Annotated in this window: 16 protein-coding genes and 1 pseudogene; 13 read left to right on the top strand and 4 right to left on the bottom strand. The window is 55.4% G+C overall.

The window, feature by feature from the left end; all coding sequences use genetic code 11:
• Window positions 1–67: 67 nt before the first annotated feature.
• The 5 genes and pseudogenes from rssA to Q9R34_RS18210 all read left to right on the top strand — a co-directional run bounded on the left by rssA (window position 68) and on the right by Q9R34_RS18210 (window position 5575).
• Window positions 68–972: pseudogene (rssA, locus tag Q9R34_RS18230) on the top strand (patatin-like phospholipase RssA).
• A 99-nt stretch (window positions 973–1071) separates the two neighbouring features.
• Window positions 1072–2088 carry a two-component system response regulator RssB gene (gene rssB, locus Q9R34_RS18225; protein WP_485895540.1) on the top strand — a complete coding sequence of 339 codons (1017 nt, stop codon included), beginning with the start codon at window positions 1072–1074 and terminating at the stop codon, window positions 2086–2088.
• Window positions 2089–2281: 193 nt separating this feature from the next.
• Window positions 2282–3190, top strand: coding sequence for a UTP--glucose-1-phosphate uridylyltransferase GalU (gene galU / locus Q9R34_RS18220; protein ID WP_434123231.1), 909 nt, complete (start codon window positions 2282–2284; stop codon window positions 3188–3190).
• A 22-nt stretch (window positions 3191–3212) separates the two neighbouring features.
• Window positions 3213–4553, top strand: coding sequence for a UDP-glucose dehydrogenase family protein (locus Q9R34_RS18215; protein WP_434123232.1), 1341 nt, complete (start codon window positions 3213–3215; stop codon window positions 4551–4553).
• A 14-nt stretch (window positions 4554–4567) separates the two neighbouring features.
• Window positions 4568–5575: an NAD-dependent epimerase gene (locus Q9R34_RS18210; RefSeq protein WP_485895537.1), complete on the top strand. Its 1008-nt coding sequence runs from the start codon at window positions 4568–4570 to the stop codon at window positions 5573–5575.
• Window positions 5576–5662: 87 nt separating this feature from the next.
• On the opposite strand, the gene hns is transcribed toward Q9R34_RS18210, so the two are convergent.
• The gene (gene hns / locus Q9R34_RS18205; RefSeq protein ID WP_434123235.1) at window positions 5663–6070 is read right to left on the bottom strand and encodes a histone-like nucleoid-structuring protein H-NS; all 408 of its coding nucleotides are present in this window, start codon (window positions 6068–6070) and stop codon (window positions 5663–5665) included.
• A 424-nt stretch (window positions 6071–6494) separates the two neighbouring features.
• On the opposite strand from hns, the gene tdk reads away from it, so the two are divergent.
• A complete protein-coding gene (gene tdk, locus Q9R34_RS18200; protein ID WP_485895535.1) occupies window positions 6495–7112 on the top strand; it encodes a thymidine kinase in 618 nt (205 codons plus the stop codon).
• 62 nt (window positions 7113–7174) lie between these two features.
• Here tdk and adhE read toward each other — a convergent pair whose 3' ends face one another.
• Window positions 7175–9862 (bottom strand): bifunctional acetaldehyde-CoA/alcohol dehydrogenase, encoded by a 2688-nt coding sequence (gene adhE, locus Q9R34_RS18195; RefSeq protein ID WP_485895533.1) that lies wholly within the window; start codon window positions 9860–9862, stop codon window positions 7175–7177.
• Window positions 9863–10291: 429 nt separating this feature from the next.
• Between adhE and Q9R34_RS18190 the strand changes: the two genes are divergently transcribed.
• The 7 genes from Q9R34_RS18190 to oppF all read left to right on the top strand — a co-directional run bounded on the left by Q9R34_RS18190 (window position 10292) and on the right by oppF (window position 18872).
• Entirely contained in the window at window positions 10292–10939 is a 648-nt protein-coding gene (locus Q9R34_RS18190) for a YchE family NAAT transporter (protein WP_033747940.1), read from the top strand.
• A 568-nt stretch (window positions 10940–11507) separates the two neighbouring features.
• Window positions 11508–13124: an ABC transporter substrate-binding protein gene (locus Q9R34_RS18185; RefSeq protein ID WP_485895531.1), complete on the top strand. Its 1617-nt coding sequence runs from the start codon at window positions 11508–11510 to the stop codon at window positions 13122–13124.
• Between the two features lie 150 nt (window positions 13125–13274).
• On the top strand, window positions 13275–14912 hold the full coding sequence (gene oppA / locus Q9R34_RS18180; protein ID WP_485895529.1) for an oligopeptide ABC transporter substrate-binding protein OppA: 1638 nt from the start codon (window positions 13275–13277) through the stop codon (window positions 14910–14912).
• A 93-nt stretch (window positions 14913–15005) separates the two neighbouring features.
• A complete protein-coding gene (gene oppB / locus Q9R34_RS18175; protein WP_485895527.1) occupies window positions 15006–15926 on the top strand; it encodes an oligopeptide ABC transporter permease OppB in 921 nt (306 codons plus the stop codon).
• Window positions 15927–15940: 14 nt separating this feature from the next.
• Complete coding sequence (oppC, locus tag Q9R34_RS18170) at window positions 15941–16849, top strand: oligopeptide ABC transporter permease OppC (protein WP_434123242.1); 909 nt, start codon at window positions 15941–15943, stop codon at window positions 16847–16849.
• Window positions 16850–16860: 11 nt separating this feature from the next.
• A complete protein-coding gene (gene oppD / locus Q9R34_RS18165; protein ID WP_485895525.1) occupies window positions 16861–17874 on the top strand; it encodes an oligopeptide ABC transporter ATP-binding protein OppD in 1014 nt (337 codons plus the stop codon).
• Window positions 17871–18872 carry a murein tripeptide/oligopeptide ABC transporter ATP binding protein OppF gene (gene oppF / locus Q9R34_RS18160; RefSeq protein ID WP_033746742.1) on the top strand — a complete coding sequence of 334 codons (1002 nt, stop codon included), beginning with the start codon at window positions 17871–17873 and terminating at the stop codon, window positions 18870–18872. The genes oppD and oppF overlap by 4 nt, the downstream gene beginning before the upstream one ends.
• Before the next feature lie 66 nt (window positions 18873–18938).
• On the opposite strand, the gene Q9R34_RS18155 is transcribed toward oppF, so the two are convergent.
• A complete protein-coding gene (locus Q9R34_RS18155) occupies window positions 18939–19262 on the bottom strand; it encodes an HI1450 family dsDNA-mimic protein (protein ID WP_033746744.1) in 324 nt (107 codons plus the stop codon).
• 45 nt (window positions 19263–19307) lie between these two features.
• On the bottom strand, window positions 19308–20768 hold the full coding sequence (gene cls / locus Q9R34_RS18150; RefSeq protein ID WP_485895522.1) for a cardiolipin synthase: 1461 nt from the start codon (window positions 20766–20768) through the stop codon (window positions 19308–19310).
• Window positions 20769–20911: the final 143 nt, after the last annotated feature.

Below are 20911 nucleotides of genomic sequence, written 5' to 3'. Positions count from 1 at the left end.
GTTGACGCCATATGGTAGCCGACCTGGCGCAGTGAAGCTATGCACAGTCGCTGGCGACAGAGGGTAAATGAGAAAGGTTAAAATCGGGCTGGCGTTAGGGTCAGGCGCTGCCAAGGGATGGGCGCATATCGGTGTTATTAACGCCCTGACGCGAGCGGGCGTCGAAATCGACGTGGTAGCGGGGTGTTCCGTGGGCGCGCTGGTTGGCGCGGCTTATGTCAATGACCGCTTGCCGCAGATGGAGAAATGGGTCAGCGCCTTTCGCTACTGGGATGTTATTCGTCTGATGGACCTCTCCTGGCAGCGCGGCGGTCTGCTGCGCGGCGAGCGCGTCTTCAGCCACGTGCGTCAGCTGATTACGCAACATCGTCTTGAGCGCTGCGGCAAGCCGTTCGGCGTGGTGGCGACCAACCTCAGTACCGGCCGGGAATTATGGCTGACTGAGGGCGATCTACATCAGGCTGTGCGCGCATCCTGTAGTATGCCAGGCTTATTGCCGCCGGTCGGCTACAATGGTTACTGGCTGGTGGATGGCGCGGTAGTGAATCCCGTACCCGTTTCGCTTACGCGAGCGTTGGGCGCGGATATCGTTATCGCTGTCGATCTTCAGCATGACGCGCATCTGATGCAGCAGGATCTCCTGTCTGTCACGCCGCAGAACAGCGACGAAGCGGTTTCAGCCGCAGCCCTGAGTTGGGCTAAAAAAATACGTCAGCGGCTGGTGGGATTGACCCATCGCCGCACCACACAAACGCCGGGTGCGATGGAGATTATGTCAACATCCATCCAGGTGCTGGAAAATCGCCTGAAGCGTAACCGTATGGCAGGCGATCCTCCCGATGTGCTGATTCAGCCGTTTGTCCGCAGATTTCGACGCTGGACTTTCACCGCGCAGAAGAGGCTATCGAGGCAGGCAGGGCCGCCGTTGAGAAAAAAATGGATGAACTATTACCGCTGGTGCGAAACAGATAATCAGGTTGTTCATTCACAGGTGTTACTTCGGCTAATTCTGAAAGGCGCAACTGCGTTTTATGAACCACTATTGATTGATCTGGTACGCAGGGGGAAAGAATGGAGAAACCACTAATCGGCAAAAAGATACTCATTGTCGAAGATGAGGTCGTTTTCCGTTCTCTGGTAAACAACTTCTTGCTGGCGCTTGGCGCCAGCACGTTTGAAGCCGGCGACGGCATTGATGGCATTGGCTATCTGCAGCAGCATGATATGGATCTGGTGATATGCGATCTGGAGGTGCCGCGTATGAACGGCATTCAGTTTGTCGAGCATATCCGCACGCGCGGCAACAGCGTGCCGATTCTGATTATCTCAGCGACGGAAAATATGGCGGATATCGCTCACGTTTTGCGCCTTGGCGTGCAGGACGTGCTGCTTAAGCCACTGAAAAATTTTGAACGCTTCCGTGAAGCGGTCTATGAATGTCTCTATCCTTCGATGTTCACCTCTAAAGTGGAAGAGGACGAACAGCTGTTTCAGGACTGGGACGCGCTGGTGCGCGATCCGGTCGCTGCTGCGAAGCTGCTTAAACAGCTTCAGCCGCCGGTCCAGCAGACGGTGGCCAATTGCCGCGTTAATTACCGACAGCTTACCATGGCCGAACAGCCGGGACTGGTACTGGATATCGCGGCACTCTCCGACAACGATCTCGCTTTTTACTGCCTTGACGTTACCCGCGCAGGCGATAACGGCGTGCTGGCGGCACTGCTGCTGCGCGCGCTGTTCAACGGTCTGCTGCAGGAGCAGCTTTCCGGCCAAAAACAGCGGCTGCCAGAGTTAAACGGTTTGCTGCGTCAGGTGAATCTGCTGTTGCGTCAGGCTAATCTGAGCGGGCAGTTTCCGCTACTGGTTGGCTATTACCATCGCACCTTTCAGAACCTGATTCTGGTTTCTGCTGGATTAAACGCCACACTGCATGTTCACGCCCACCAAATTCAACTCAGTAACGGCGTTCCCCTTGGCACTATGGGAAGCACGCATCTCAATCAAATCAGTCAGCGGGCTGACAGCTGGCAATGCCACGTCTGGGGCGCCGGAGGCAGGATCCGTCTGATGTTATCGGCTGATGAATAGGCGAAAAAATTTAATTTCGTCGCGGTCTGAAGACAGGTCCAGAGGTTAGCTTTACACTTGGGTAATAGTCTTAAATTCGGCGGATTGACTCCTTCCAGGATAAATCCGTTCGATGGTAGCTGATATACTCATTCCCGAATTTCAACCGACATATCAAGTATTAACTTGAACGGCCTATAAGAGAGGTATCTTGATGTCTGCCTATAAGTCCAAAGTAAAAAAAGCGGTAATCCCTGTAGCAGGTTTGGGCACCCGTATGCTCCCTGCGACAAAAGCGATTCCGAAAGAGATGTTACCGCTGGTCGATAAGCCGTTAATTCAGTATGTCGTTAACGAGTGCATCGCAGCAGGAATTAACGAAATTGTGCTGGTAACGCACTCATCCAAAAATGCTATCGAAAACCACTTCGATACCAGCTTCGAACTGGAATCAATGCTGGAAAAACGCGTCAAGCGTCAGCTGCTGGATGAAATCCAGTCAATTTGCCCGCCGCACGTCACCATCATGCAGGTTCGTCAGGGCATCGCTAAAGGTTTGGGCCACGCTGTGATGTGTGCGCACCCCCTGATTGGTGATGAACCCTTTGCGGTCATCCTGCCAGACGTCATTATCGACGAATATGAATCTAACCCAACCAAAGATAACCTGGCAGAGATGCTGAGCCGTTATGAAGAGTCTGGCCGCAGCCAGATCATGGTTGAGCCAGTTGCCGATGTGACGGCCTACGGTGTAGTGGACTGCCAGGGTGCAGAACTGCAGCCGGGCGACAGCGCGCCGATGGTAGGTGTGGTTGAGAAACCGAAAGCCACTGAAGCGCCGTCTAACCTCGCGGTTGTTGGCCGTTACGTTCTCTCTGCCGATATCTGGCCTCTGCTGGCGAAAACCCCTCCGGGCGCAGGCGGCGAAGTACAGCTGACCGACTCTATCGCCATGCTGATGGAGAAAGAGACCGTTGAAGCTTACCACCTGAAAGGCGTAAGCCATGACTGCGGTAATAAACTCGGCTATATGCAGGCATTCGTTGAGTATGGTGTACGCCATCCAGTGCTGGGCAAAGATTTTTCTCAGTGGCTCGATAGCGCAGTTGGCAACAAAAAGTAATTCATAAACACAGGATAACTCAATGAAAGTCACTGTATTTGGTATCGGCTATGTCGGTCTGGTTCAGGCTGCGGTGTTGGCCGAAGTCGGACATGACGTTCTCTGCATTGATGTCGACGCGAAAAAAGTCGAAAACCTGAAAAAAGGCATCATCCCCATTTTTGAACCCGGCCTTACGCCGCTGGTTATGTCGAACTATGAGGCGGGTCGCCTTAAGTTCAGCACAGATGCGGAAGAGGGCGTTAATCACGGCGTCATGCAGTTTATCGCCGTGGGTACGCCGCCAGATGAGGACGGTTCGGCTGACCTTAAATATGTGACCGCCGTTGCTCGTACCATTGCGCAGCATATGAAGGATCACAAGGTTGTGCTTGATAAATCCACCGTTCCTGTTGGAACAGCGGATAAAGTGCGTCGCGTGATGGAAGAGACCCTGCGCGATCGCGGCATCAGCCTGACGTTTGACGTCGTATCCAACCCGGAGTTTCTCAAGGAAGGCGCAGCCGTAAACGACTGCATGCGTCCTGAGCGCATCGTAGTGGGTACGGACAATGAGGAAGTTGAAGAGCTGTTGCGCGAACTCTATGAGCCGTTCAACCGCAATCACGACCGAATGATTGTGATGGATATCCGCAGCGCGGAGCTGACCAAGTATGCAGCGAACTGCATGCTGGCGACCAAAATCAGCTTCATGAATGAGATCTCCAACCTTGCCGAACGTCTGGGTGCGGACGTCGAGAAAGTGCGTCAGGGCATTGGTTCTGATTCACGTATCGGCTACCACTTTATCTACCCAGGCTGCGGCTACGGCGGTTCCTGCTTCCCGAAAGACGTGCAGGCGCTGATCCGTACTGCTGAGTCGATCGGCTATAAGCCGCGTCTGTTACAGGCGGTGGAAGATGTTAACGACAGCCAGAAAACCAAGCTGCCCGCTTTTATCAAGCGCCACTTCGGCGACGATCTGAGCGGTAAAACTTTTGCTGTCTGGGGTCTGTCGTTTAAGCCGAACACCGACGACATGCGTGAAGCCTCCAGCCGCGTGCTGATGGAATCGCTGTGGGAAGCTGGCGCAAGCGTTCAGGCGTTCGATCCGGAAGCAATGGACGAAGCGCAGCGCATCTATGGTCACCGCAGCGATCTGAAGCTGATGGGCACCAAAGAAGCGGCGCTGCAGGGCGCGGATGGCCTGGTCATCTGCACCGAGTGGCAGAACTTCCGTGCGCCGGACTTTGACGTCATTAAAAATTCCCTTAAAGAACCCGTGATTTTTGATGGTCGCAACCTGTATGATCCAGAGCGTATCAGCAAACGCGGTTTCGTTTATTATGCAATCGGCCGCGGAGCGTCTATTCAAATTGCGTAATTAACGAGGGAAGTATGAACATTCTGGTCACCGGCGCCGCAGGCTTTATTGGATTTCACGTCACTCAACGCTTGCTGGCCGCCGGTCACCAGATTGTCGGCATCGATAATCTCAATGACTATTATGATGTCGGCCTGAAACAATCTCGTCTTGATTTAATCGCACAGCACCCCAGCTTCAGGTTTATTAAAATGGAGCTGGCGGATCGCGCTGCCATTGCCTCGTTATTCGAACAACATGCCTTTCAACGCGTCATTCATCTGGGCGCGCAGGCGGGCGTACGCTATTCTATCGATAATCCTCACGCCTATGCCGACGCCAACCTGACGGGGCATTTAAATATTCTTGAAGGGTGCCGTCATCATAAAATCGAGCATCTGCTCTATGCATCCTCCAGTTCTGTTTATGGGCTGAATCGTAAAATGCCTTTTTCGACGGACGACAGCGTTGATCATCCGGTTTCGCTTTACGCCGCGACGAAAAAAGCCAATGAGCTGATGTCGCATACCTATTCGCATCTTTATAATCTGCCAACGACCGGCCTGCGTTTTTTCACCGTATATGGCCCATGGGGCCGTCCGGATATGGCGCTGTTTAAATTTACCCGCGCCATGATTGCTGGTGAAGCGATCGACGTCTATAACCGCGGTGAAATGAAGCGCGACTTTACCTATATCGACGATATTGCCGAAGCTATTGTGCGTCTGCAGGATGTTATTCCGCAGCGTGATGAGAGCTGGACGGTAGAAACGGGTTCGCCTGCCACCAGTTCTGCACCGTACCGCGTATATAACATCGGAAACAGTCAGCCGACCAGTCTGATTAGCTATATTGAGGCGATTGAAAAAGCGTTAGGCGTTACCGCGAAGAAAAATCTGCTGCCGATGCAGCCCGGCGACGTGCTGGAAACCAGCGCAGATACCGAGGCGCTCTATCAGGCGATTGGCTTTAAGCCGCAGACCAGCGTAGAAGAGGGCGTAGCGCGCTTTGTCAGCTGGTATCGTGAATTTTACAACGTCTGATAAAAAAGGAAGCCTGCGCTTCCTTTCCCTGATTTATCCGGGGTCACCTAATCAGGGTGACCCAAATGATTGAAGCACTATCAGTTATTACAGCAGAAAGCTGTCCAGCTGTTTACCTTCTTCTTCGATCGCTTTTTTGATTACCGCAGGCGTGCGACCCTGACCGGTCCAGGTGCGGGTTTCGCCATTTTCATCCACATACTGATATTTAGCCGGACGCGCAGCGCGTTTAGTTTTACCTGGCGCTTTGGTTTCAGCCATTGTACTCAACAGCTCATTGGGATCGATTCCATCCGCCAGCAGCATTTCTCTGTATTGCTCAAGTTTGCGCGTGCGTTCTTCACTTTCTGCTTTAGCATGCGTCTCTTCTTCGCGGCGCTCATTAACCACGACGTCGAGTTTTTCCAGCATTTCTTCCAGCGTTTCCAGTGAACACTCTCGAGCCTGTGCGCGTAATGTACGGATATTATTAAGGATTTTTAGTGCTTCGCTCATTGTCCTGATCTCTGAATATATTAATGAAGAGGTGTTCTGCCAGCTAATAATAGTGGCGGCAAAAAATTACTGCAATAGTAAAATAAGTGAAGCGGTAAACAATGATAATTTAAATTTACGCTGAGGTTTAATCAAATGAAACGTTAAGGCGGTCGATATTCGCACGTCGCCACGTTATGAAAAATCGAAACGTTAAAGTAAGCAGTGCTTTCAGAGTAACCTAAGGCCAGGCCGACATGCCAGAGTACCGTTCAACAATAAAGTTCAGGTACAAATGATTAAAAAAGAGTAAAGCCCACGCGCGTTTTTTCTCTTGCTGGCTAAGTTGTAAACAGCCTGCGCCAAATAATCGCCGCCATAATTTGCGTTTATCTGTGATAGAATTCCGCCCATTCTGTTTGCAATGCTTTGAGAAATCACGCTAATGGCTCAGCTCTATTTTTATTATTCCGCAATGAATGCAGGGAAATCCACCGCGCTATTACAGTCCTCTTACAATTATCAGGAACGCGGGATGAGGACCCTGGTCTATACCGCTGAAATTGACGATCGCTTCGGCGCGGGCAAGGTTAGCTCCCGTATTGGTCTTTCATCGCCAGCCGCCCTGTTTAATGCGCAAACGCAGCTCGATGCGGAGATTGCAGCGGAACATGCGCGCCAGCCGGTGCACTGCGTACTGGTAGACGAATGCCAGTTTCTGACGCGCGATCAGGTCAAGGCGCTCTCGGACGTCGTGGACAATATGGATATCCCGGTGCTCTGCTACGGACTGCGCACCGACTTTCGCGGCGAACTCTTTGGCGGCAGCCATTATTTGCTTGCATGGGCCGACAAGCTGGTGGAATTGAAAACCGTCTGCCACTGCGGCCGTAAGGCGGGTATGGTGTTGCGGCTCGACGGCGAAGGCCGACCCTACAGCGAGGGGGAGCAGGTGGTGATCGGCGGCAACGAGCGCTATATCTCAGTATGCCGTAAGCATTACAAGCAGGCGATCGAGCAGGGGTCGCTGGCTGCTATTTACGGCCAGCAAAAACCCGCCTGAAGCCCATTTCCGGCCGCCATAAAAAAACCCGCCGAAGCGGGTTTTCTCTTACTGGCCGGTCATCAGGCTTTTTTCGCTTTCTTCTCGGCTTTCTCCGGTTTTACCGGCTGTGCAGCCTGGGCCTGCGCCACGTTGGCGAAGGGCTCGGCATATTCACGGCCATAGAAGGTATCCATCATAATCTGTTTCAGCTCCGCAATCAGCGGATAGCGCGGGTTAGCGCCGGTGCACTGATCGTCGAAAGCGTCTTCAGCCAGCTTGTCGACTTTCGCCAGAAAGTCCGCTTCCTGTACGCCCGCTTCACGGATAGAGGTGGGGATACCCAGCTGGGTTTTCATCTCATCCAGCCACGCCAGCAGCTTCTCAATTTTCTGCGCGGTGCGGTCGCCAGGCGCCGACAGCCCTAAATGGTCGGCAATTTCCGCGTAGCGACGGCGCGCCTGCGGGCGGTCGTACTGGCTGAACGCCGTCTGCTTAGTCGGGTTATCGTTAGCATTATAGCGGATAACGTTGCAAATCAGCAGCGCGTTGGCCAGACCGTGCGGGATATGAAACTCGGAACCCAGCTTGTGCGCCATGGAGTGACAGACGCCAAGGAAGGCATTGGCAAAAGCAATACCGGCGATAGTGGCGGCGTTGTGCACGCGTTCACGCGCCACCGGGTTTTTCGCCCCTTCCTGATAGCTGGCTGGCAGGTTCTCTTTCAGCAGTTTCAGCGCCTGCAGCGCCTGGCCGTCAGAGTATTCGTTAGCCAGCACCGAAACATAGGCTTCCAGCGCGTGCGTTACCGCATCCAGACCGCCGAATGCGCAGAGCGAACGCGGCATCTCCATCACCAGATTGGCGTCGACAATCGCCATGTCCGGGGTCAGGGCGTAGTCCGCCAGCGGATATTTCTGACCGGTGGCGTCGTCCGTCACGACGGCAAACGGCGTCACTTCTGAACCGGTGCCTGAGGTGGTGGTGATGGCGATCATGCGCGCTTTCACGCCCATTTTCGGGAATTTATAGATACGTTTGCGGATATCCATAAAGCGCAGCGCCAGCTCTTCGAAATGGGTTTCGGGATGTTCATACATCACCCACATGATTTTCGCGGCATCCATCGGGGAGCCGCCGCCCAGCGCAATAATCACGTCAGGCTTAAAGCTGTTCATCTGCTCGGCGCCTTTACGCACGATGCTCAGCGTCGGGTCAGCCTCAACTTCAAAGAAGACTTCGGTTTCAATGCCGTGCGATTTCAGCACGCGCGTCACCTGATCGGCGTAGCCGTTATTGAACAGGAAGCGGTCAGTGACGATAAAGGCGCGTTTCGCACCGTCGGCGGCCACCTCTTCCAGCGCAATTGGCAGCGAGCCGCGGCGGAAATAGATGGATTTCGGAAGTTTATGCCACAACATGTTTTCTGCTCGCTTAGCCACGGTTTTCTTGTTGATGAGGTGTTTCGGTCCCACGTTTTCAGAAATAGAGTTGCCGCCCCAGGATCCGCAGCCCAGCGTCAGAGAAGGCGCCAGCTTGAAGTTGTAGAGGTCGCCGATACCGCCTTGTGAAGCCGGGGTGTTGATCAGAATACGCGCGGTTTTCATGCGGTCGCCGAAGAAGTTGACGCGCGCTTTCTGATTGTCCTGGTCGGTATAGAGACAAGAGGTGTGGCCGATACCGCCCATCGCCACCAGCTTTTCCGCTTTCGCCACGGCATCTTCGAAATCGCTGGCGCGGTACATCGCCAGCGTCGGCGAGAGCTTTTCATGGGCAAAGGGCTCTGATTCATCTACCCGCTTCACTTCACCAATCAGAATCTTGGTGCTGCTCGGCACACTGATGCCAGCCAGTTCAGCGATTTTGTACGCTGGCTGACCTACGATGGCTGCGTTAAGCGCGCCGTTTTTCAGGATAACGTTCTGAACCGCTTTCAGCTCCTCGCCCTGCAGCAGATAGCCGCCGTGGCTGGCGAAGCGCTCACGCACCGCATCATAAACGGCGTCAACCGCGATAACCGACTGCTCGGAGGCGCAGATAACGCCGTTATCAAAGGTTTTGGACATCAGGATAGAGGCAACGGCGCGTTTGATATCGGCCGTTTCGTCAATCACCACCGGCGTATTGCCCGCGCCGACGCCGATAGCGGGTTTACCGGAGCTGTAAGCGGCTTTCACCATGCCGGGGCCGCCGGTCGCCAGAATAAGGTTGATGTCAGGGTGGTGCATCAGCTGATTAGAGAGCTCGACGGAGGGCGCGTCGATCCAGCCGATAATATCTTTTGGCGCGCCGGCGGCGATGGCGGCCTGCAGCACGATATCCGCCGCTTTATTTGTGGCGTCTTTGGCGCGCGGATGCGGTGAGAAGATAATGCCGTTGCGGGTTTTCAGGCTAATCAGCGCTTTAAAAATTGCCGTTGAGGTTGGGTTGGTTGTGGGAACAATACCGCAAATCAGTCCGATGGGCTCAGCGATGGTGATGGTGCCGAACGTATCGTCGGTGTCCAGCACGCCACAGGTCTTTTCGTCTTTATAAGCGTTATAGATATACTCTGAGGCAAAGTGGTTTTTAATCACTTTATCTTCGACGATACCCATGCCAGATTCGGCGACCGCCATTTTGGCGAGAGGGATGCGGGCGTCAGCGGCGGCGAGGGCGGCGGCGCGGAAGATGGCGTCAACCTGTTCTTGAGTGAAGTTGGCGTATTCACGCTGTGCTTGTTTTACGCGTTCTACCAGTGCGTTAAGTTCAGCGACATTAGTAACGGCCATGGTGCTCTCCTGAAGGAAGTTAAACTCTGTTAGTAAACCTGCCCGGAGTCCTGATTATAGCCATGCTGCGCTAATATTTTGGCCTAAGCCAAAAGGTCAGAATATTCGTTGGCTTACTGAAAGAGTTTTCGCACGGAGCAAATAACCTTGCTGATAACTTTCGTTGGAAAAAGATTACCTGGAATGGGGTAGAAGAATATTGATTCAGATCAATTTAACCCCAAGCTGACACCTTTCAGCAGCCATTTTTGTCTAAAACAGGCGGGCTAAGCGGGTCGCCCGCTTGTGCGCCTGCTCTGCCTGTCGCGCGGGCGCAACAGGCGCTCTGCGTTGCCCTGAAGCAGCAGAATTTTCTGTTTAGTTAACTGGTTTACGCGGCAGTTTTTGCGTAAATTAAGCGCGATTTCTTTATCCTCATCGGAGCGAACCGTGAACCCTGCGTTGCTTGATCTTTCGGGCTATATCAAATTCTTTGTTGGCCTGTTCGCGCTGGTGAATCCAGTGGGCATTATTCCCGTCTTTATCAGCATGACCAGCTATCAGGCGGCGGCTGAGCGTAATAAAACCAATATGACTGCGAATCTGGCAGTCGCCATTATTCTCTGGACCTCGCTGTTTCTCGGCGACGCCATCCTGCATATTTTTGGCATTTCTATCGACTCCTTCCGTATCGCAGGCGGCATTCTGGTGGTCACTATCGCTATGTCGATGATCAGCGGCAAGCTGGGGGAAGATAAGCAGAACAAGCAGGAGAAATCGGAAACCGCCATTCGTGAGAGTATCGGCGTGGTGCCGCTCGCGCTGCCGCTAATGGCCGGTCCTGGCGCTATCAGCTCCACGATTGTCTGGAGCACGCGCTACCATAGCTGGCAAAACCTGCTGGGCTTTAGCGTGGCGATTGCGCTCTTCGCCTTTTGCTGCTGGCTGCTGTTTCGCGCCGCGCCGCTGATGGTGCGCGTGTTGGGTCAGACCGGCATTAACGTGATCACGCGTATTATGGGTCTGCTGCTGATGGCCCTCGGCATTGAGTTTGTCGTCACCGGCATCAAAGCGCTATTTCCCGGCCTGGTGAATTAAGACGGCTTAATTTCCGGCACACACGCTGTTATGTCTCTTAATGGTGCAATGGCAGACTTTTTTGCACCATTAAGATGCAATTATTCCTGCGGCTTAATCTGCTGCAAAAATTATTAAGTAAATTACTTGCCCGCCTGGCGCTCCGGAAGCGTTTGCATCCTGCTGTGACTATTTTCACATCATAAAATGTCATTACTTGCTGAAACGGCATCATAAACTGGCATGAAAGCTGCAATTATCTGTTTTTTGTTTTCACAATGAAGAAAAAGACAGAAGGGTTGCGCATTCTTACCGGCACGAAAGGGAGAAAGTGCGAGTTGAAGCCGAAAAAAAGGTAAACTGCTGTATAAACAGGGTGATAATCCTTATTTCTGCGCAAAAATTAACGCTGTTCTCCTGCATAAAGACGTGATAAAAGAGAATCAGGTAACATTTTTGTTATTTTTACTTTGTCGGCAGAGGCGGCGTTCTGCTAATTTTCGGCGCAACAGTTTTTCATTTGGTCTCAAAGTGAGAACGCTTCTTGCTTATGAGCTAAAGGGCTTATGAAGAAGGGTTAACTTTTTTGATGAAATGGAAGATTACGCCGCTGTCACTCAGCTTGATGATACTCTCCGGCGCGGCGCATGCCGCGACTGTTCCCCCAGGCACCGAACTCGCCGCCACGCAAAATATCGTGATCAATAACGGCACAGAGGTCTCTTCGCTCGATCCGCAAAAGACGGAGGGCGTGCCGGAATCGCGCATTATCTCCAACCTGCTGGAAGGGCTGGTAACTATCAACAACAGCGGCGTTATCGTGCCGGGCGTGGCGCAGTCGTGGCAAAACGAGGGCGGAAAGGTCTGGACCTTCACTCTGCGCGACAACGCGAAATGGAGCAACGGCGCGCCCGTTACCGCGCACGATTTTGTTTACAGCTGGCGACGTCTCGCCGATCCTAAAACCGCCTCGCCCTATGCCAGCTACCTTCAGGCGGCGCACCTCAGCAATATCGACGCGATCGTGGCCGGTAAAGCCGCGCCCGAGAGCCTCGGCGTCAGGGCGCTGGACGATCGTCATTTGCAGGTCACCTTGAGCGAACCCGTGCCCTATTTTATCTCAATGCTGGCAAACACCGCGCTGTCACCGGTCAATGCCGCGACGGTAGAGAAGTGGGGCGATGCCTGGACGCGTCCCGAGCACTACGTCGGCAACGGCGCCTATCTGTTGAGCGAATGGGTGATTAATGAGAAGCTGGTGCTAAAGCGCAATCCTGGTTACTGGGATAACGCGCACACGGTGATTGAACAGGGGACTTTTCTGCCGATCGAATCGGACCATAACGACGTCAACCGCTATCGCAGCGGCAATACCGATATGACCAACAGCGTGGTGCCGCCCGAGCTGTTCCGCAAGCTGCAGGGCGAATTAGGCGATCAGGTGAAAGTCAGCCCGCTGCTCTGCACCTTCTACTACGAGATCAACAATGAAAAGCCGCCGTTTAACGACGTGCGCGTGCGTACCGCCATTAAGCTGACGCTGGATCGCGATATCATTACGCAGAAAATCATGGGGCAGGGCCAGATCCCGGCTTATAGCCTGACGCCGCCTGCGACGGCGGGGGTGACGCTGACGCCGCCAGCCTGGTTCAGCTGGAGCCAGGCGGAACGCAATGCGGCCGCGAAAAAACTGCTGGCTGAGGCAGGCTATAACGCCCAGCATCCGCTGCGCTTTACGCTGCTCTACAACACCTCCGATCAAAACAAAAAGCAGGCGATCGCCGCCGCCTCGATGTGGCAAAAGAATCTCGGCGCGCAGGTCAGCCTGCAGAATCAGGAGTGGAAAACCCTGCTGGAGACGCGGCATCAGGCACAGTATGACGTGGTGCGCGCCACCTGGTGCGCCGACTACAACGAGCCCTCCACCTTTTTGAATATGCTGATTAGCAACGCCTCCATTAACACGGCGTTTTACCACAGCGAGAAGTATGACCGTCTGATGGCGCAAACCCTGTCCGCCAGCAGCGAAGCGGCGCGCGCCGCGCTCTATCAGCAGGCTGAAGCACAGCTCGACAATGACTCGGCGATTGTGCCAGTTTATTACCGCGTCAGCGTGCGGCTGGTGAAACCCTGGACAGGCGGTTTTACTGGCAAAGACCCGCTCGATATGACCGATTTGAAATATTACTTCATTAAAAAGCACTGAGGCTGACCTGGCAACATAAGCCGGGAAGCCCGCGCGGTGCTGAAGCCTTTCGGGGCAAACAACTATCCTCAGCCAAAATGAGGAACCCGCTAACGGGGGACGCCGACACGGTTTGCCGCGTCGGTGAAGATAAAAAACTGGAGTGTAATAATGAACAACATCACGAAAAAAAGCCTGGTTGCTGCTGGCGTTCTGGCAGCACTGGGCGCCCTGGCAGGGAATGCACTGGCAGCCAACGTTCCGGCTGGCGTTGAACTGGCGGCCAAACAGGAACTGGTACGCGGCAACGGCGATGAGGTGCAGTCGCTCGATCCGCACAAAATCGAAGGCGTGCCGGAAGATAACGTCGCGCGCGACCTCTATGAAGGTCTGCTGGTCAGCGACAGCGATGGCCATCCGGTGCCCGGCGTCGCAGAAAAGTGGGAAAACAAAGATTTCAAAGTCTGGACCTTCCATCTGCGCAACAACGCTAAATGGTCCAACGGCGAGCCGGTAACCGCACAGGATTTCGTCTATAGCTGGCAGCGTCTGGCCGATCCGAAAACCGCATCGCCCTACGCCAGCTATCTGCAGTATGGCCATATTGAAAACGTCGACGACATCATCGCCGGCAAAAAACCGACCTCCGATCTGGGCGTAAAAGCGCTGGACGACCATACGCTACAGGTCACGCTGAGCGAACCGGTTCCCTATTTTTATAAGCTGCTGATCAATGCCGTGATGTCGCCAGTCTATAAACCAGCGATTGAAAAATTTGGCGATCAGTGGACGCAGGCGCAGAACTGGGTCGGCAACGGCGCATTTAAGCTGGAAGCGCACGTGATCAACGAACGCATTACCCTGGTGCGTAACCCGCAGTACTGGGACAATGCGCATACCGTGCTCAACAAGGTCACCTTCCTGCCGATCAACTCTGAAGTCAGCGACGTAAACCGCTACTTCTCGGAAAACGGCAGCGACATGACCTACAACAACATGCCGATTGAGCTGTTCAAAAAGCTGCAGCGCGAGAACGGCAAAGAGCTGCATGTCGATCCCTATCTCTGCACCTACTACTACGAGATCAACAACCAAAAAGCGCCGTTTACCGATCCGCGCGTGCGCGCCGCGCTTAAGCTGGGTCTGGACCGCGACATTATCGTGAACAAAGTGCTGGCGCAGGGCCAGCTGCCAGCCTACAGCTATACGCCGCCAGCCACCGACGGCATGGATATTCTGCCGCCGGACTGGTTCAAGTGGTCGCAGGAGAAGCGTAATGAAGAGGCGAAAAAGCTGCTGGCCGAAGCGGGCTACACGGCTGACAAACCGCTGACCTTCAATCTGCTCTACAACACTTCAGATCTGCATAAAAAGCTGGCGATCGCCGCCTCGTCAATCTGGAAGAAAAATATCGGCGTCAACATCAAGCTGGAAAACCAGGAGTGGAAAACCTTCCTGGATACGCGCCATCAGGGCAACTTTGACGTTGCGCGCGCCGCGTGGTGTGCGGACTATAACGAGCCGACCTCCTTCCTGAACACCATGCTCTCCGACAGCAGCAACAACACCTCGCACTATAAGAGCGCGGAATTCGATAAAGTCATCCACGATGCGATCAAGGCGGCAGACGATAAAGCGCGCGCGGCGGATTATGCCAAAGCTGAGCAAATTATGGATAAGGACAGCACCATCGTGCCGGTTTACTACTACGTGAACGCGCGCCTGGTGAAACCTTATGTTGGCGGCTATACCGGCAAGGATCCGCTGGATAAAACGCTCGACAAGAATTTCTATATCATCAAACACTAATAGCAAACAGGCTATCGGCAAGGGCGGCGCGTGGTGCGCCGCCTTTATGTACTTTGTCCGCTTTGTGAAGCAATAAGCCTGGTAGGTACGGCAATGTTAAAATTTATCCTGCGTCGACTGCTCGAAGCGATCCCCACGCTTTTCGTGCTGATCACCATCTCCTTCTTTATGATGCGCCTCGCGCCCGGCAGCCCTTTCACCGGCGAACGCACGCTGGCGCCGGAAGTGATGGCGAATATCGAAGCGAAGTACCATCTGAACGATCCCATCGGCAAACAGTATCTGGACTATCTGATCCAGCTGGCGCACGGCGATTTCGGCCCGTCGTTTAAATATAAAGACTATACGGTTAACTATCTGGTCGGCCACGCCTTCCCGGTTTCGGCCAAACTCGGCCTGGCGGCCTTCGTGCTGGCGGTGATCCTCGGCGTGACGGCGGGCGTCATCGCGGCGCTGAAGCAGAACACCCTGTGGGATTATGCGGTGATGGGAGTCGCCATGACCGGCGTGGTGATACCCAGCTTTGTGGTGGCGCCGCTGCTGGTGCTGCTTTTCGCCATCACCCTGAAATGGCTGCCCGGCGGCGGCTGGAACGGCGGGCAGCTGCGCTATATGCTGCTGCCGATGGTGGCGCTGTCGCTGGCCTATATCGCCAGCATCGCGCGTATCACCCGCGGCTCGATGATTGAGGTGATGCACTCTAACTTCATCCGCACCGCGCGCGCCAAAGGACTGCCGCTGCGCCGTATTGTGCTGCGCCATGCGCTCAAGCCCGCGTTGCTGCCGGTACTCTCCTATCTCGGCCCGGCGTTTGTCGGCATTATTACCGGATCAATGGTGATCGAGTCGATTTACGGCCTGCCCGGTATCGGTCAGCTGTTCGTCAACGGCGCGCTGAACCGTGACTACTCGCTGGTGATGAGTCTGACCATTCTGGTCGGGGTCCTGACCATTATTTTCAACGCGATTGTCGACGTGCTCTACGCCGTGATCGATCCGAAAATCCGTTACTAACGCTGGAGCTCGCCATGATGTTAAGTAAGAAAAACAGCGAAGCTCTTGACGCCTTCAGCGAAAAGCTGGAGGTGGAAGGGCGCAGCCTGTGGCAGGATGCGCGTCGCCGTTTTATCCACAACCGAGCGGCGTTGATCAGCCTGCTGGTGCTGGTGCTGATCACGCTGTTTGTTATTTTCGCCCCGATGTTCGCGCAGTTTAGCTATGACGACACCGACTGGGGCATGATGTCCGCGGCGCCGGACACTACCTCCGGCCACTGGTTCGGCACCGACTCCTCCGGGCGCGACCTGCTGGTGCGCGTCGCCATCGGCGGACGTATCTCGCTGATGGTGGGCATCGCGTCGGCGCTGATCGCGGTGATTGTCGGCACGCTTTATGGCTCGATTGCCGGCTATCTCGGCGGCAAAATCGACTCGGTGATGATGCGTATTCTGGAGATCCTGAACTCTTTTCCGTTTATGTTCTTTGTGATCCTGCTGGTGACCTTTTTCGGCCGCAATATCTTGCTGATTTTCGCCGCTATCGGCATGGTCTCCTGGCTTGATATGGCGCGTATAGTGCGCGGCCAGACGCTGGGGCTGAAGCGTAAAGAGTTTATTGAAGCGGCACACGTTGGCGGCGTCTCTACCGCCAGCATTGTACTGCGCCATATCGTGCCGAACGTGCTGGGTGTGGTGGTGGTTTACGCCTCGCTGCTGGTGCCGAGCATGATCCTGTTCGAATCCTTCCTGAGCTTTCTCGGCCTCGGCACGCAAGAGCCGCTGAGCAGCTGGGGGGCGTTGCTCAGCGACGGCGCCAACTCGATGGAAGTGTCGCCGTGGCTGCTGCTGTTCCCGGCCGGTTTTCTGGTGGTGACGCTGTTCTGTTTCAACTTTATCGGCGATGGCTTGCGTGACGCTCTCGACCCGAAAGATCGCTAAGGAGTTTCCCGATGACCATTCATGAATTTCAGCCGGCAATGGCTGCCCGCGCGGGAAGCGACCTGTTACTGGAGGTAAAGGACTTACGCGTTACCTTTCAGACCCACGATGGCGATGTGACGGCCGTTAACGATCTGAACTTTTCGCTGCGCGCCGGGGAAACCCTGGGCATTGTTGGCGAATCCGGTTCCGGCAAATCGCAGACGGCGTTTGCGCTGATGGGGCTGCTGGCGAAAAACGGTCGTATCGGCGGTTCTGCGCTGTTCAACGGCAAAGAGATCCTCAATCTGCCGGAGAAGGCGTTAAACAAGCTGCGCGCCGAGCAGATTGCGATGATCTTCCAGGATCCGATGACCTCGCTCAATCCCTATATGCGCGTTGGCGACCAGCTGATGGAGGTGCTGAAGCTACACAAGGGGCTGAGCGGCGCGCAGGCGTTCGAAGAGTCAGTGCGCATGCTGGACGCGGTAAAAATGCCGGAAGCGCGCAAACGCATGAAGATGTTCCCGCACGAGTTTTCGGGCGGCATGCGCCAGCGCGTGATGATTGCGATGGCGCTGCTCTGTCGGCCGAAGCTGCTGATCGCCGATGAGCCGACCACGGCGCTGGACGTCACCGTCCAGGCGCAGATCATGACGCTGCTAAACGAGCTGAAGCGCGAGTTCAACACCGCGATTATCATGATCACTCATGATTTAGGCGTGGTGGCAGGCATCTGTGACAAGGTGCTGGTGATGTACGCTGGACGCACCATGGAGTATGGCCGCGCGCGCGATGTTTTCTATCAGCCAGCCCATCCTTATTCTATCGGCCTGCTGAGTGCAGTGCCGCGTCTGGACGCCGAGGGCGAAAGCCTGACCACCATTCCCGGCAACCCGCCGAACCTGCTGCGCCTGCCGCAGGGCTGCCCGTTTCAGCCGCGCTGTCCGCATGCGATGCCCGTCTGCACCCAGGCGCCGCCGCTGCTGCCGTTTGGCGAAGGGCGCCTGCGCGCCTGCTTTAAGCCGGTTGAGGAGTTAGTATGAGTACCGTCGCTGAGAAAAAAGTGCTGCTGGAAATCGCCGATCTCAAGGTGCATTTCGACATTAAAGATGGCCGCCAGTGGTTCTGGCAGCCGCCGAAATCCCTCAAGGCGGTGGACGGCGTCAGCCTGCGTCTTTACGAGGGCGAAACCTTAGGCGTGGTCGGCGAGTCCGGCTGCGGCAAATCGACGCTGGCGCGCGCGATTATCGGCCTGGTGAAGGCCACTGACGGACGCGTCGCCTGGCTGGGGCGCGATCTGCTTGGGCAGAGCGAAGAGGAGTGGCGCAAGGCGCGCAGCGATATCCAGATGATCTTCCAGGATCCGCTGGCCTCGCTTAACCCGCGCATGACCATCGGCGATATTATCGCCGAGCCGCTGCGCACCTATCATCCGAAGATGCCGCGTCAGGAAGTGAAAGACCGCGTCAAAAATATGATGATGAAGGTGGGCCTGCTGCCGAACCTGATCAACCGCTATCCCCATGAGTTCTCGGGGGGACAGTGTCAGCGTATCGGCATCGCACGCGCGCTGATCCTTGAGCCTAAGCTGATTATCTGCGACGAGCCGGTCTCGGCGCTCGACGTCTCGATTCAGGCGCAGGTGGTGAATCTGCTGCAGCAGCTGCAGCGCGAGATGGGGCTGTCGCTGATCTTTATCGCGCACGATCTGGCGGTGGTGAAGCACATCTCCGACCGCGTGCTGGTGATGTACCTCGGCCACGCCGTCGAGCTGGGCACCTATGACGCGGTCTACAACAACCCGCAGCATCCCTACACGCGCGCGCTGATGTCGGCGGTGCCGATCCCCGATCCCGATCTGGAGAAGAATAAGCAGATCCAGCTGCTGGAAGGGGAACTGCCGTCGCCGATCAACCCGCCGTCAGGCTGCGTATTCCGCACCCGCTGCCCAATCGCTGGCCCCGAGTGTGCGAAAACGCGTCCGCTGCTGGAGGGGAGTTTCCGCCATGCGGTCTCCTGCCTGAAGGTCGATCCGCTGTAATAAAAAACGCCGGGCAGTTGCCCGGCGTTTTGCCTGTTGATTACCCCTGCAAGCGGCGCAGGTCGCTTATTCGCGCCAGAGAATATGACACAGCTTGTGGTCTTTCTCGCGGCAGAGCAGCACGCGGGCGAACACATCGGTAATCGGCTCGCCGTCCGCTTCGCCCAGCCCAATTACCACTTCAGAGAAGAAGTCCGGATTAAGATCGAAATCGACGTGCTCTTTCCAGTCTTCCGAAGGGTCGAACAGCTCTGCGCCGCCGCGCTCTTCGAACTGGAGGTTGAAAAGAATAATATCCGCCGGATCGAGGTTGTCGCCTGCCAGTTCCAGAAAAATGTCGTAGGCCTGTTCCAGCGTTTCGTCTTCGGTAAGGCGATTATTTAAATCCATGATCGATCCTGTCTGCCCTGAGGCGCGTTGCAATTTCCGCTCGTTTTACAGTAAAGGACTAAAGAAGTAAAACAGTCGTTCAACGATACGCTGCCACCAGGCACGTTTTGACCATCGTTTCCCGTCCAGCAAACGCGAGCGCGCGATATAGTCGTCCTGCACGCAGGCCAGGTCGCTGCCGAAACCGGCGTCATCAACCACCAGCGTAATTTCAAAGTTTAGCCACAGGCTGCGCATGTCGAGATTAACCGTGCCGACCAGGCTGAGCTGGCCGTCCACCAGCACGCTCTTGGTGTGCAGCAAACCGTCTTCAAACTGATAGATCCTGACGCCCGCTTCCAGCAGCTCGGTGAAAAAGGCGCGGCTCGCCCAGCCCACCAGCAGCGAATCGTTATGACGCGGCACGATAATGCTTACCTCGACGCCGCGCAGCGCCGCCGTGCAGATGGCGTGCAGCAGGTCGTCACTCGGCACAAAGTAGGGCGTGGTCATAATCAGCTGCTCGCGCGCCGAATAGACGGCGGTCAGCAGCGCCTGATGGATCATATCTTCGGGGAAGCCCGGCCCAGAGGCGATGACCTGTACCGTATGGCCGCTCTCGCGTTCAAACGGCATGATATTGCCGTCGGGCGGCGGCGGCAGAATACGCTTGCCGGTCTCTATCTCCCAGTCGCAGCTGTAGACGATGCCCATGGTGGTGGCGACCGGGCCTTCCATACGCGCCATCAGGTCGACCCACTGACCAACGCCTGCGTCCTGCTTGAAATAGCGCGGATCCACCAGGTTCATGCTGCCGGTATAGGCGATGTAGTTGTCAATCAACACCACTTTGCGGTGCTGGCGCAGATCCATACGGCGCAGAAACACGCGCAGCAGGCTGACCTGCAGCGCCTCGACCACGTCAATGCCGGCGTTGCGCATCATGCCGACCCAGGGACTGCGAAAAAAGGTCACGCTGCCCGCCGAGTCAAGCATCAGACGGCAGTGCACACCACGCCGCGACGCCGCCATCAGGGATTCTGCCACCTCGTCCGCCAGCCCGCCGGGATGCCAGATATAGAACACCATCTCAATATTGTGGCGCGCCAGCTGGATATCGCGGATCAGCGCCTGCATCACGTCGTCCGAACTGGTGAGCAGCTGCAGCTGATTGCCTTTCACGCCGGCGATGCCCTGGCGATTCTCGCAGAGCTGGAACAGCGAGCGCGCGACGTCGCTGTGCTCCGTCGCAAAAATATGGCTGCGCTGACGCAGATCGCTCAGCCATTTCGCGGTAGCGGGCCACATGGTGCGCGCGCGCTCCGCGCGGCGCTTGCCCAGATGAAGCTCGCCGAAAGAGAGGTAGGCGATAATACCGACCAGTGGAAGGATGTAGATAATCAGCAGCCAGGCCATGGCGGAGGTAACCGTGCGGCGCTTCATCAAAATACGCAGCGTGACGCCGGCAATCAGCAACCAGTAGCCAAACAGCAGCAACCAGCTGATAAGAGTGTAAAAGGTGGTCATTAAGTGGACATCCCGTTCGCGCTTGGTCAGAGAAGTTTACGTGCTGGCAGGCGACAACGAAACCCCCAATCGCCACCGCGATCGATAAGAGATCCGAGTTGGCATTAGCGTGAAGATCTCTATAATGCGGCCGCGTGATGTCG

This window comes from Enterobacter sp. BRE11 (assembly GCF_031844285.1).
Classification (GTDB): Bacteria; Pseudomonadota; Gammaproteobacteria; order Enterobacterales; family Enterobacteriaceae; genus Pantoea.
This window is presented reverse-complemented; position numbering and strand designations above follow the sequence as displayed.

Bases quoted from the DNA above. Each gene is read 5' to 3' on its own strand.
- rssB (WP_485895540.1), top strand. From the start codon at position 1,072: ATGGAGAAACCACTAATCGGCAAAAAGATACTCATTGTCGAAGATGAG.
- galU (WP_434123231.1), top strand. From the start codon at position 2,282: ATGTCTGCCTATAAGTCCAAAGTAAAAAAAGCGGTAATCCCTGTAGCA.
- Q9R34_RS18215 (WP_434123232.1), top strand. From the start codon at position 3,213: ATGAAAGTCACTGTATTTGGTATCGGCTATGTCGGTCTGGTTCAGGCT.
- Q9R34_RS18210 (WP_485895537.1), top strand. From the start codon at position 4,568: ATGAACATTCTGGTCACCGGCGCCGCAGGCTTTATTGGATTTCACGTC.
- hns (WP_434123235.1), bottom strand. From the start codon at position 6,070: ATGAGCGAAGCACTAAAAATCCTTAATAATATCCGTACATTACGCGCA.
- tdk (WP_485895535.1), top strand. From the start codon at position 6,495: ATGGCTCAGCTCTATTTTTATTATTCCGCAATGAATGCAGGGAAATCC.
- adhE (WP_485895533.1), bottom strand. From the start codon at position 9,862: ATGGCCGTTACTAATGTCGCTGAACTTAACGCACTGGTAGAACGCGTA.
- Q9R34_RS18185 (WP_485895531.1), top strand. From the start codon at position 11,508: ATGAAATGGAAGATTACGCCGCTGTCACTCAGCTTGATGATACTCTCC.
- oppA (WP_485895529.1), top strand. From the start codon at position 13,275: ATGAACAACATCACGAAAAAAAGCCTGGTTGCTGCTGGCGTTCTGGCA.
- oppB (WP_485895527.1), top strand. From the start codon at position 15,006: ATGTTAAAATTTATCCTGCGTCGACTGCTCGAAGCGATCCCCACGCTT.
- oppC (WP_434123242.1), top strand. From the start codon at position 15,941: ATGATGTTAAGTAAGAAAAACAGCGAAGCTCTTGACGCCTTCAGCGAA.
- oppD (WP_485895525.1), top strand. From the start codon at position 16,861: ATGACCATTCATGAATTTCAGCCGGCAATGGCTGCCCGCGCGGGAAGC.
- oppF (WP_033746742.1), top strand. From the start codon at position 17,871: ATGAGTACCGTCGCTGAGAAAAAAGTGCTGCTGGAAATCGCCGATCTC.
- Q9R34_RS18155 (WP_033746744.1), bottom strand. From the start codon at position 19,262: ATGGATTTAAATAATCGCCTTACCGAAGACGAAACGCTGGAACAGGCC.
- cls (WP_485895522.1), bottom strand. From the start codon at position 20,768: ATGACCACCTTTTACACTCTTATCAGCTGGTTGCTGCTGTTTGGCTAC.